This window comes from Roseovarius conchicola, from assembly GCF_041403425.1.
Taxonomy (GTDB): domain Bacteria; phylum Pseudomonadota; class Alphaproteobacteria; order Rhodobacterales; family Rhodobacteraceae; genus Roseovarius; species Roseovarius conchicola.
Window position 1 is genome coordinate 180,012 of record NZ_JBGEHK010000003.1, and the last position, 12,192, is coordinate 192,203.

General features: G+C 62.0%; 7 protein-coding genes. 3 read left to right on the plus strand and 4 right to left on the minus strand.

From position 1 onward, the window contains the following. The first annotated feature begins 5 nt into the window (after positions 1 to 5). A complete protein-coding gene (locus tag V6N02_RS10060; RefSeq protein WP_371225450.1) occupies positions 6 to 773 on the plus strand; it encodes a maleate cis-trans isomerase family protein in 768 nt (255 codons plus the stop codon). A gap of 12 nt (positions 774 to 785) precedes the next feature. Here the strand turns inward: V6N02_RS10060 and V6N02_RS10065 are convergent, their stop codons facing one another. Beyond that, the gene (locus tag V6N02_RS10065) at positions 786 to 1,790 is read right to left on the minus strand and encodes a phosphotransferase enzyme family protein (RefSeq protein WP_371225451.1); all 1,005 of its coding nucleotides are present in this window, start codon (positions 1,788 to 1,790) and stop codon (positions 786 to 788) included. Between the two features lie 306 nt (positions 1,791 to 2,096). Here V6N02_RS10065 and V6N02_RS10070 point away from each other — a divergent pair, with 306 nt between their 5' ends. Both V6N02_RS10070 and V6N02_RS10075 read left to right on the plus strand, forming a co-directional pair. Next, on the plus strand, positions 2,097 to 3,920 hold the full coding sequence (locus V6N02_RS10070) for an autotransporter assembly complex protein TamA (RefSeq protein ID WP_371225452.1): 1,824 nt from the start codon (positions 2,097 to 2,099) through the stop codon (positions 3,918 to 3,920). Further along, positions 3,920 to 7,681 (plus strand): translocation/assembly module TamB domain-containing protein, encoded by a 3,762-nt coding sequence (locus V6N02_RS10075; protein WP_371225453.1) that lies wholly within the window; start codon positions 3,920 to 3,922, stop codon positions 7,679 to 7,681. Before V6N02_RS10070 ends, V6N02_RS10075 begins: the two co-directional genes overlap by 1 nt. Before the next feature lie 6 nt (positions 7,682 to 7,687). Here the strand turns inward: V6N02_RS10075 and glpK are convergent, their stop codons facing one another. The 3 genes from glpK to V6N02_RS10090 form a co-directional block, all read right to left on the minus strand. Next, positions 7,688 to 9,175: a glycerol kinase GlpK gene (glpK, locus tag V6N02_RS10080; RefSeq protein WP_371225454.1), complete on the minus strand. Its 1,488-nt coding sequence runs from the start codon at positions 9,173 to 9,175 to the stop codon at positions 7,688 to 7,690. Between the two features lie 71 nt (positions 9,176 to 9,246). Then, complete coding sequence (gene glpD, locus V6N02_RS10085; RefSeq protein WP_371225455.1) at positions 9,247 to 10,830, minus strand: glycerol-3-phosphate dehydrogenase; 1,584 nt, start codon at positions 10,828 to 10,830, stop codon at positions 9,247 to 9,249. 19 nt (positions 10,831 to 10,849) lie between these two features. Continuing rightward, positions 10,850 to 12,136: an amidohydrolase family protein gene (locus tag V6N02_RS10090; RefSeq protein ID WP_371225456.1), complete on the minus strand. Its 1,287-nt coding sequence runs from the start codon at positions 12,134 to 12,136 to the stop codon at positions 10,850 to 10,852. Between the last annotated feature and the right edge of the window lie 56 nt (positions 12,137 to 12,192).

A 12,192-nucleotide genomic window follows, 5' to 3' on the forward strand; every position in this document is an offset into this window, starting at 1 on the left:
CTAACATGCCGGACACACATGTCACACAAACACTGGATCGCCGCAGGATGTTGGATGCTGGGCGGCATGCCCGTGCCAAGGTGGGCTTTGTCCTGCTGGCCACCGAGCAGACCATCGAGGATGACATGTTTACGCTGATGCCCGACGGGGTTGGTGTGCATTTTGCCCGCGCGCCGATTCCGGATTCGATTACCGTCGCCTCTCTGGCGCGTCAGGCCGAAGAGCTGGCCCCGGCAGCGGCGACCTTGTTGCCCGATGGCAGTCTCGATGTGGTCTGTTACGCCTGCACTTCCGGTAGTCTGGTGATCGGGGAAGAGCGTGTGCTCGCCGAGTTAAGGAAGGGTGCGCCTGCGGCTGTTCCGACATCCCTAATCACCAGTGTTCTGCGGGCACTCGACACCATCGGGGCGAAACGCGTCGCCGTGGCGACGCCTTATCTGAATGAAATAAACCAGCAAGAGGCCGAGTACATGGCCAAGGCCGGGTTCGAAATCGTCAATATCGAGGGGCTGAACCTTGAGAAAGACAGCGATATGATCCGCGTCCGCCCTGATTTCATTGCTGAATTCGCCGCACAGGTGGATCGCCCCGAGGCAGATGCCCTGTTCATCAGTTGCGGTGCGCTGCGGTCCATCGACATCGTGGACGCGCTGGAACAGAAGCTGGGCAAGTCGGTGATTTGCTCGAACCAGGCGATGGCCTGGGACGTGATGCGCCGGGCGGGGATCAACGACCGGATTGTCGGCTATGGCGCGTTGCTACGGGATTACTGAGGCTTTAAATGCTCAGGCAAACCTCGCCAGATAAGCGCGGCCCAGCTGTGCGGTGACACGGGCGAAATCAGGGGCCAGAGCCTGGGGTTCGGGCGCCTCGATATGGCTGCCGATCCACGCCAGAAGGGCCATGCGGCGCAGCATCACGAAGGTGTCGATCTCGGCCTCATCATCGGCACTCAGATCACGGATTTTGCGATATCCGCGCAACCACGCGGCCTTCAGCGCGGGGATTTGAGGGTCATCCTCGATAAAGCTGATCCCGGCGGCAAAATCGTAGAGGAACCAACCCAGCCCGCAATCGTCAAAGTCAATCAGCCTTGTGCCGTTTTCGTCGATCAGAAGGTTGGCCAGCCGCATATCCGCATGGATCAGGCCATAGCGGTCGGGCGCCTTCCCAAAATCCGTCAGACGCCGGGTCACGGTTGCCTCGACGGCCTCAAGCACCTCGGCAATCCCGGCATCCACATGCGGGGCGTCGCGCCAATTGCCCCAAGTCGGCGCGGGGCCAAAGACGGTATCAAGGTCCCAGACCAGCCGCTCAAAATCCGCAGGGCGTTGCCAAGCGATAGACTGGACATGGGTGCGTGCGGCGATCTCACCCAGTTCTTCAAATGGCCCAGAAAGATCGCCCGCCTCGCTGGGATGCGTGCCTTCAACAAAGTAAAACAGCGCCAAGTAACGCGGGGCCTGCAAGCCCGGCACGCTTGCCTGTTGGATCGCCTTGCCGTCATGACCCAGATAATGGCCCGGCGTGATCACCGTGCCCGTGTCTGACAGGGCCGCGATCCAGTCCAGTTCGCACTCGATCGCGCGCAGGCTGTGATAGTTTTCGCGGTGCACCCTGAGGATCGCACGAAATCCACCCTCTGCCTCGACCAGATAGGTGGCGTTCTCGGCCACATTGATCAAACGAGCGCGAGCCCCCTCGGGCAAAGGCCACAGCGACAGCGCCTTATTGGCCAGTGTGTCGAGGTGACCAAGCAGCTGATCAAGCGGCATATCGTGATCGGACATTGAGGGAAATCCCAGGAAGACAGTGCAAATCTTGCGCCGTTGCGCATCGAACAAGATGGGCCGTGCGTCAAGCGCGTTTTTGACGGGCGCGTCCTCAAACTGGCCCGCAAAAAACCCATCCTGCCCCCTGATCACAAGGTTTTGAGGGTTTTGGCGGCGAAGTTCGGCCTTCCTGCGAGATATTTAGCCTTCGGCGACTTTTATGCTGTCCTTCGGCGCGATAGGCATGCAGTAGTGAGAAGACTGCTGGATATGGTGGTGTGCTGTCACGGATTGACACGATCTGGTAGGCTTCATGCCACGGGGATGAGCTGGGCAAAAACGGAGCCCTATGTGCTGAAAAGTGACAAAATCAGACAGTTGGGGCTGGCGCTGTTATTTTGCGCCTGTGCGGTTCCTGCGAGCCCGGCCGAAGTGGTCTTGGAGATCGACGGCTTCGCCGAAAAGGAGGCCGATTATCTGCGCGGCGCGTCCCTGGTGGTACAGACGGCTGATAACCCCGAAGCGACGCCACAGGATCTGGTGGCCGCCGCCCGCGCCGATTACGGCCGCATGGTGGGCGCGCTGTATGAACTGGGGCATTACGGCGGGGTGGTCAGCGTCCTGATCGACGGGCGCGAGGCGGCCAATATCTCGCCCATTGATGGGCCAGGCAGCGTGCAGCAGATCATCCTTCGGGTCGATCCCGGGCCGCTGTTTCGCTTTAGCAAGGCGCAGATTGCACCGGTCGCCCCGGGCACAGACCTGCCCGAAGGCTTCGCGCAAGGCCAGCCCGCTTTAAGCCGCCGGATCAATGATGCAACCACTGCGGCAGTCGAGGGCTGGCGCGATGCGGGATATGCCAAGACCGACATCGCCCGGCAGGACATTGCCGCCAATCATAACAACAGCACCCTGTCCGCCGATATCGTCCTCGCCCCCGGGCCGCGCCTGACATTCGGCGCGCTCAACATCGTGGAGCCCGGCAACGTTAAACCGCGTCGCATCCGTGAAATCGCCGGGCTGCCCACAGGCGGCGTGTTTTCGCCCGAAGAACTGGAAGATGCAGCAGGCCGCTTGCGGCGCAGTGGTGCCTTCCGTTCAGTCGTCCTGGCCGAGGCCGATACGATTGGCCCCGGCAACACCTTGGATATCAACGCCACATTGGTTGATTCCAAACCGCGCCGCTTCGGGGCCGGGATCGAGTTGTTCTCGCTGGAGGGTCTGGCGCTGAGCGCGTTCTGGATGCATCGCAACCTGCTGGGCGGCGCCGAACGATTGCGCGTGGAGGCCGAGATCAGCGGTATCGGCGGCAATTCAGGTGGTGAAGATTACCGCCTTTCGACGCGGTTTGACCGCCCTGCCACCTTCACACCGGACACCGGCCTGTTCCTTGAAGCCAGCATTGAAGAACAGGACGATCCGGATTACCGCGAACGCACGGTCAAACTAGGCGGCGGCCTGACCCATATTTTCTCGGACACGCTGACCGGCGAAGTGGGCGTGGGCTATCAATACACCGAGGTCGATGACGATTTCGGCTCGCGCACATTGGAACATCTGTTTCTGCCCGTGCGGCTGACCTTTGACAACCGCGATGATCCGCTGGATGCCACAAGGGGATTTTACGTTGATCTGGATGTGATGCCGTTTGCGGGCTTTGGCAATTCCGGCTCGGGTGGTCGGATTTACGTGGACGCGCGAACCTATCGCGGCTTTGGCGAAAGCGACAAGCTGGTCTTAGCGGCGCGCGCACAACTTGGATCGGTGATCGGGGCGGGATTGGCCGAAGTGCCGCCCGGCTTGCTGTTCTACTCGGGCGGGGCGGGCACGGTGCGCGGCCAGGCCTATCAATCGCTGGCCGTGGAACTGCCCGGCAATCTGCGCGTCGGTGGGCGATCCTTCCTTGGTCTGTCCGGTGAGGTGCGCAACAAGCTGTCTGGTCCATGGTCTGTCGTCGGTTTCGCCGACACCGGCTTTGTCGGCAAGGACAGTTTCGGAACAGGCAACGGAGAGTGGCATGCCGGCGCCGGACTTGGCGTGCGGTATGACACCGGCTTTGGACCTATCCGTGTCGATCTGGGCACGCCGCTTGGCGATGGCGCGGGCAAGGACTTTGAACTCTACATCGGCATTGGGCAGGCGTTCTGATGCGGTATTTGCTGATTCTCCTGACTTGTCTGGGCCTTGCCGCCCCCGCGGTGGCACAGGATGATGCGCAAAGCGACCGCACCTTCTTGGAAAACAAGCTGCAGGAACTGCTTTCCAGTGCCGGGCGCGATGTGTCGATCATCGGGTTCGAAGGGGCGCTGTCGTCCAATGCCCGCCTTGAGCTTCTGACCATTTCCGATGAGGACGGTATTTGGCTGAACCTGCGCGATGCGCAACTGATCTGGACACGGCGGGCCCTGTTGGCTGGGCGGCTTGAGATTGACCAGTTGCGCGTGGGGCAAATCGAATTGCTGCGCCTGCCCAAGACTGAGGAAGGGCTTGAGGTGGCCGATTCCGAGGCACGGGTCTTCTCGCTGCCTGAACTGCCCGTGTCGATCAATATCGAGGCGGTCGAGGCCGGTCAGATCACCATCGCCCCCGAGGTTATGGGCGAGGCCGCGACGCTTTCATTGAATGGCAATGTGCAGCTGGCCGAGGGCGAAGGCGAAGCCCTGCTTGAGATCAGGCGCACCGACCGCAACGATCAGCTGAGCTTTGATGGTGCCTTCTCCAACACCAGCCGGGAACTGCGCCTTAACCTTGATTTCGCCGAAGCCGAGGGCGGCATTGTCTCGCAATTGTTGAGCATACCGGGTCAACCCGGGCTGGAATTGCGGATCACGGGGGATGCACCGATCTCCGATTTCACCGCCCGTGTCGCGCTGTCTTCAGACGGGCAGCCGCGGTTTGGCGGGCCGGTGTCCATTCGCGCGCAAGAGCTGCCAACTGACGAAGAGACACCCGAGGAACAGGCCAGGCGGGACCATGTAATCTCGGCCGATCTGAGCGGCGATGTGCGCCCGCTTTTCAGCCCCGACCTGCACCCGTTTTTCGGCGAAACCTCAAGCCTGTCCTTCCTTGGCACCACCCATGGTGATGGCCGCCTCACGCTGGATCGGATCGAGTTGGCTTCGGGCGAAATGCGCCTTTCCGGATCTCTGGCGCTGGCCGCAGACGGGTTACCGCAGAGTTTCAACCTGAGCGGTAAAATCGGGGAGGGAGAGGCGGTACGCCTGCCGCTGTCCGGCCCCGCGACGACGGTGGAAACTGCAACCATCGCAGCCACTTATGATGCGTCTCAGGGGAATAGCTGGACCACGCAGATGATCCTGCAGGGGTTCGAGCGTGACGGCATTTCCGTCCCGTCTGCTCAGCTGCTTGGCGAGGGCACCATTGCCCGTGCACCGGACGCCGCCCTGACCGGAGAGATCGGATTCGCGGTGCAGTCTCTGGATGCCGGGAACACCGATCTGACCCGCGCCATCGGCCCAAACCCTGCAGGAACGGTTACGTTCAACTGGCAAGCCGAGACACCCTTGGAAATCACCAGACTGTTGCTGGAAAGCGGCGACATGACCCTCCGGGCGCAGGGCCGTCTCGAGCAACTGGCCGAGGGGTTGCCAATCCGCGGCGAGGCCACGGTTGAAGCAGCAGACTTGTCGCGGTTCTCGGGTTTGGCGGGGCGCGACCTGACGGGCCGTGCCTGGGCAACGATCATCGGCTCGGCCACCCTTCTGGGCGGCGGGTTTGACGTCACGCTGGACGGCACCACTGACGATCTGCAGATCGCCGAACCCCGGCTGGATCCGGTTTTGGCAGGGCGCACGCAGCTGGCCCTTGTGGCGACACGCGACGCCGAGGGCACCCGGCTGGAAACGTTGAGTGCCAGCAACGACCGGGCGGTGATTTCCCTGTCCGGCGCGCTGAACTCGGAGGCCGGGCAAATGATGATTGACGGTCGCCTCAGCGATCTGGCGTTGATCGAACCCAAGCTGGAAGGCCCGGGCGAGGTGGATGCCGCGCTAAGCTGGGTACTGGATCAGCCGGTTATCCTTCAGAAACTGGAAGGCCGTCTGGGCGCGACACGCCTGAGCGCGGTGGGGCAGTTTGACCCGCACGATCCAAAGCTGCCGGTCAGCGGGCAGATGAGTGTGCAGTCGCCGGACCTGTCTCGTTTTGCCAAGCTGACGGGTATGGGGCTGGCCGGTCTGGCCGAGCTTGAACTGGATGGGGCTGCCGAGCTGCAGGGCGACGCCATGCGCCTGAATTTCGATCTGACAGGGAGCGGCGTGCGTTCAGGGATTGCGCAACTGGACCAATTGGTCGGTGGTGATGTCGAGGCGGTGGGGGCCGTCGCGCTGGATGCAACACAGATGCATCTGCAATATCTCAAACTGGTAACCACGCATATCCGGGCCAATGCATCGAGCGAAACCCCCGACTCGCCGGTGACGATCTCGGCCCGCCTGAGCGATCTGGCGCTGCTGGTTCCGGGCCTGTCTGGACAGACCACGGCGCGGGGAACGTTGGACATTCAGGATCGGACGGCCAGGCGCGTTGCCGTTGATCTGGACACCACCGGCCCTGGCGGGATCACCGCGAAGGTCACGGGTGCGATCAATGACTATGCGCAGGCCATGGCGCTTGATCTGACCGGGACGGCACCGTTGCAACTGGCCAATCCGTTTATCTCACCACGCTCGATCCGGGGGCCGGCGCGTTTTGATATGCGCCTTGACGGGCCACCAAACCTGTCCTCGCTATCCGGCACCCTGACCTTCGAGGGCGCGCGCGTTGCCTTGCCAACACTGGAATATGCGCTGGACGATCTGGGCGGGGACGTGAGGTTTTCGGGTGGTCAAGCGACGGTCAATATCTCCGGGAACACGGGCGAGGCCGGGCGGTTTGTCGTCGGCGGACCGATCACACTGGCGCCGCCCTATTCCGCCAATCTGGCGATAGAATTGCTGGGGCTGGGTCTGCGCGATCTGGATCTCTACCAGACCACGGTGAATGGCAATGTGAATGTTGATGGTGCCCTTCTGGGCGGGGCCAGCATTGCAGGGACGATCAATCTGGGTCCGACCGAATTGCGCGTGCCTTCGGGCAGTGGCGTGATCATCGGCACCCTGCCCGCGTTGCGCCATGTGGGCGAACCGCGGGATGTGGCCCTGACCCGCGCACGCGCCGGGCTGACCGGCAAGGCCACGCGAGGCAACACCAGCTTCCCCATCGATCTGAGGATCAACGCGCCGAGCCGCATTTTTGTGCGCGGCCGTGGCTTGGATGCCGAGTTGGGGGGCAACGTGCGGCTGACCGGCACCACAGCGGACGTTATCGCCAGCGGCGCGTTCGAGCTGATCCGCGGACGGCTGGATATTCTGGGCAAGCGGCTGGACCTGACACGGGGGCTGATCGACATGCGCGGATCGCTTGATCCGTACCTGTTGTTTATCGCCGAGACGATGACAGACGATGATGTGCTGGTGCGCGTCGTGCTGGAAGGATTGGCCAGTGAACCGACCGTGCTGTTCACCTCCGAGCCTGACCTTCCCCAGGAAGAGGTCGTGGCGCGATTGTTGTTCGGGCGCAGCCTCGATTCGATCTCGCCCTTTCAGGCTGCCCAACTGGTCACCGCAGTGGCAACCCTGTCGGGGCGTTACAATGGTGGGCTGACCGGCAGTTTGCGCAATTCACTGGGGCTGAGTGATCTGGACATTTCAACCACCAATGACGGGGCCACGCAGCTGCGCGCTGGGGCCTATATTTCGGACAATATCTATTCCGAGGTGGTGGCCGACAGCGACGGTCGGCAAGAGATCAACCTGAACATTGATATCAACAAACGGCTGACTGTGCGCGGCAGTGCCGACAACGAAGGCGAAACCGGGATCGGTATCTTCTTTGAGAAAGACTACTGATTGAATTCAGACGCTTAGTGTTGCGTTCACGGCCCGTTTCCAGGCTGCGTATTTTTCATGGCGCGTGGCCGAATCCATCGCCGGTGTAAACCGCGTCTGCGCTCTCCAACTCTTTGCAAAGCCATCAAGAGACGGGTAAATCCCCGCTTGCATGCCCGCCAGCCAGGCCGCGCCAAGCGCGGTGGTTTCCAACACCTCGGGGCGATCTACCGGGGCGTTGATAATGTCGGACAGGAACTGCATGGTCCAGTCCGATGCGCTCATCCCGCCATCGACGCGCAACACGGGTGCGGTGCTTTCAGATGCCCAGTCGGCATGCATAGCCTCTAGCAGATCGCGGGTTTGAAACCCCACGCTTTCCAGCGCCGCGCGGGCCAGTTCGGCAGGCCCCGAATTGCGGGTCAGACCATAGATCGCACCGCGGCACTCGGCGTTCCAATACGGTGCGCCCAGTCCCGTGAAGGCGGGCACGATGATCACATCCTGCGCAGGGTCTGCGGTCTGCGCGATCGCGCCGGACTGTCCGGCATTTTCCAACACGCCCAACCCGTCACGCAGCCATTGCACCACTGCCCCGGCCACGAAGATTGATCCCTCCAGCGCGTAGGTCGGCTTGCCCTCCAGCTGATAGGCAATCGTGGTCAGCAGCCGGTTTTGCGACTGCACCGGCGTGTCACCCGTATTCAGCAGCAAAAAGCACCCCGTGCCATAGGTGGATTTCATCATGCCGGGGCTGAAACAGGCCTGCCCGATCGTCGCCGCCTGCTGATCGCCCGCGACACCCAGAATGGGGATTTCGCCCCCCAGAAGATCAGCGGAGGTATGACCATACGGCGCCGCACAGTCACGCACCTCGGGCAGCATTTGCATGGGGATATCCAGCAGGTCACAGATCTCGGCGCTCCACTGCCCGGCGTGAATGTTATAAAGCAGCGTGCGTGCGGCATTGGTGGCATCGGTCGCGTGGGTCGCCCCGCCAGTCAGACGCCAGATCAAGTAGCTGTCCACGGTACCAAACAGCAGATCACCCGCCTCGGCCCGGTCGCGAGCACCGTCCACATTGTTCAAAATCCATGCCAGCTTGGTTCCCGAGAAATAGGGATCAAGCAGCAGGCCCGTGCGTGCTGCGACCATCTCTTCATGGCCTGCATCGCGCAGGGTGGCGCAGGTGTTCGCCGTGCGCCGGTCCTGCCAGACGATGGCATTGTGAACGGACGCGCCGGTCTGCTTGTCCCAGACCACGGTTGTTTCGCGCTGGTTGGTGATGCCAATCCCGGCGATATCACCGGCGGCAAGACCTGCCTGTTTGAGAGCCGACCGGCAACTGGTCAGGGTGGTGTCCCACAAATCCGCCGGATCATGTTCGACATGCCCGGAGGCGGGATAGTGTTGGGGAAATTCCTGCTGAGCGGTGGCAACGACGCGCATCGCATCATCAAAGACAATCGCGCGGGACGAGGTTGTCCCCTGATCAATCGCAAGAATATGGCCCATGGTGTCCTCCCCCTTTTTGCTGCGGCGATCCTAACCGATGGCGCATCGAAGGACAGCCCAAAGCGATGGTCCTAGTCAGCCGTGGCCAAACGGGCCTGCATCCAGCTGTCCAGCGCCGCGGCCTGCTCGGGCGTCAGGCGCAACCCCAGTTTGCTGCGTCGCCACAGGATATCCTCGGCGGTGCGGGCAAATTCGTGATCCATCAGCCAGACCACTTCGGCCTCAAAAAGGGTGCCTCCGAAATCCTGACCCAAATCTTCAAGTGTGGTCGCGCCGTTCAGAACGCGCCAGGCCTCGGTGCCGTAAGCGCGGATCAACCGAGCCGCCCAAGGCGCAGTCAGAAAGCTGTGGTCGCGTTGCAATCTGGCCGTCAATTCGCCCACCCCATCCACCGCAAAGTCACCTCCGGGCAAGGGCACACCTGCCGTCCACGCATCGCTGGCCTGTGGGAAGAACGGCACGATTTTTTGCAGCGCACTTTCCGCCAGACGACGATAGGTCGTGATCTTGCCGCCAAAAATGTTCAGCATCGGCGCGCCGCTATCGGTGTCGACTTTCAGCGTGTAGTCACGGGTTGCTGCCGTGGCACTGCTGGAGCCGTCATCATAGAGCGGGCGTACGCCGGAATAGGTCCAGACGATATCGTCGCGCGTGACGGGTTTGGCGAAGTATTCGGAGGCAAACTGGCAGAGGTACTCCTGTTCCTCGGGCGTACACACAGGGGGCTGAGAGGCATCGGCGTGATCCTGGTCCGTGGTACCGATCAGGGTGAAATCCTGCTCATACGGAATGGCAAAGATGATGCGGCCATCGACACCCTGAAAAAAATAGCACTTGTCATGATCGTAAAGGCGCGGGGTAACGATATGGCTGCCGCGCACCAGACGGACCCCATCTGCGCTGTTCAGCCGGGCCTTGTGACGCAACACGTCTTCCACCCATGGCCCACCGGCATTGACCAGCATGCGGGCACGTATGGTGTGCGTGGTTCCAGTGGCCTGGTCAATGATCTCCACGTCCCAGTGATCATTGACACGCCGCGCCGCCGTCACTTTGGTTTGCACCAGAATACGCGCGCCCCGCGCCTCGGCATCGCGGGCGTTCAGAACCACCAGACGCGCATCATCCACCCAGCAATCGGAATACTCGAACGCGTGCCGGAACCGATCCTGAAGCGGTGCGCCCTCGGGCGTGCCCGACAGGTTCAACGAACGAGCCGCGGGCAGGATCTGACGCCCGCCCAGATGATCATAGGCCCAAAGGCCTGCCCTGATCATCCACGCCGGTCTGCGCCCGCGCAGCCAGGGCATCACCCACCCCAGAACACGCGAGGCCGGGGTTTGCCCGTCAAACCGCATATCCTTGTGATAGGGCAGCACGAACCGCATCGGCCAACTGATATGGGGCATGGCGCGCAACAGGGTTTCCCGCTCGATCAGCGCCTCACGCACCAGACGCACCTCGAAATACTCCAGATAGCGCAGGCCGCCATGAAACAGCTTGGTCGAGGATGACGAAGTGGCCGAGGCCAGATCGCCCATTTCCGCAAGCGTCACCGACAGGCCGCGCCCTGCCGCATCGCGCGCAATGCCACAGCCATTGATACCGCCGCCGATCACGAACAGATCGCAGATGTCGTGTTTGGGGTCTGTCACCGGAGTCCTCCGTCGGCGCCTAGAGCTTGGGCGCGTACTCCGCCGAATTAACCTCTGCAGGCCGTCCGTCAAGCGAAAGCTGTGCCAGAGCGGGCGTTTGACGTGAGATCACGCGGCCTTTGCGGATCACGGCAAGGCGTAAGGGGCGCAGACGCAGGGCTTCGATCGTATCCCGTGCCTGCAACAGCACCATGTTGGCCGCACTGCCTTTGGTCAGCCCATACCCCTCCAGCCCCATGATCCGGGCCGAGTTGGTTGTGACTGCCTCAAAGCACCAGGCCATGTCGGCGCGGCTGGAAAGCTGCCCGACATGCAGGCCCATGAAGGCCACGTCCAGCATGTCGGCCTTGCCCAGCGAATACCACGGGTCCATCACGCAGTCCGAACCGAAGCCGACGGTGATGCCCGCATCGCGCAGCTCGCGCACGCGGGTCAAGCCACGGCGTTTTGGATAGGTATCGTGGCGGCCCTGCAGCATGATGTTGATCGGCGGGTTGGGGATAGCATGCACCCCGGCCTCGACCATCAGGGGGATCAGTTTCGAGACATAGTAATTGTCCATCGAGTGCATCGAGGTCAGGTGCGACCCGGCCACGCGCCCCTGCAGGCCCAGACGCTGGGTCTCGTAAACCAGTGTCTCGATATGACGGCTGTGGGGGTCATCGCTTTCGTCGCAATGCATGTCGACCATCAGGCCCCGGTCGGCCGCGATCTGACAGAGTTGGCGCACGCTTTCGGCCCCATCGGCCATGGTGCGTTCGAAATGCGGGATGCCACCCACCACATCGACGCCCATATCCAGCGCGCAGATCGTGTTCTGCATCGCTGCCGGGTCGCGCAGCACGCCGTCTTGCGGGAAGGCCACCAGTTGAAGATCAAGGTAATCGCTGACCTGCTCGCGCACCTGCAACAGCGCCTCAACCCCTTTGAGTTCATCATCGCAGGTGTCCACATGGCTGCGGATCGCGCCAATGCCCATGCTGACAGCAAGGTCGCAATAGCGCAGGGCACGTTCGATGATCTCATCCACGGTTTGCAGGGGTTTCAGCTCGCCCCAAAGGCCGATGCCCTCCAGCAAGGTGCCCGAGACATTCATGCGCGGACGACCCAGAGACAGGGTGGCATCCATATGGAAATGCGGATCAACGAAGGGGGGCGAGACGAGGTAGCCGGTTGCGTCGATCATCTCGGCTGCCTCGGCCGCGATCCCAGCCTCAACCGCCGCGATCACGCCATCCTTGCAGGCCAGATCTACGCCGGTCGTGCCATCCGGCAGGGTCGCATTCTTGACGATCAGGTCGAACATCGGCCTCTCCTAAAAGCGTTTCGCTAAAAACTTGCCTCACTGTTTTTCGTGAAACG

Bases quoted from the DNA above. Each gene is read 5' to 3' on its own strand.
- V6N02_RS10060 (WP_371225450.1), top strand. From the start codon at position 6: ATGCCGGACACACATGTCACACAAACACTGGATCGCCGCAGGATGTTG.
- V6N02_RS10065 (WP_371225451.1), bottom strand. From the start codon at position 1,790: ATGTCCGATCACGATATGCCGCTTGATCAGCTGCTTGGTCACCTCGAC.
- V6N02_RS10070 (WP_371225452.1), top strand. From the start codon at position 2,097: ATGAGCTGGGCAAAAACGGAGCCCTATGTGCTGAAAAGTGACAAAATC.
- V6N02_RS10075 (WP_371225453.1), top strand. From the start codon at position 3,920: ATGCGGTATTTGCTGATTCTCCTGACTTGTCTGGGCCTTGCCGCCCCC.
- glpK (WP_371225454.1), bottom strand. From the start codon at position 9,175: ATGGGCCATATTCTTGCGATTGATCAGGGGACAACCTCGTCCCGCGCG.
- V6N02_RS10090 (WP_371225456.1), bottom strand. From the start codon at position 12,136: ATGTTCGACCTGATCGTCAAGAATGCGACCCTGCCGGATGGCACGACC.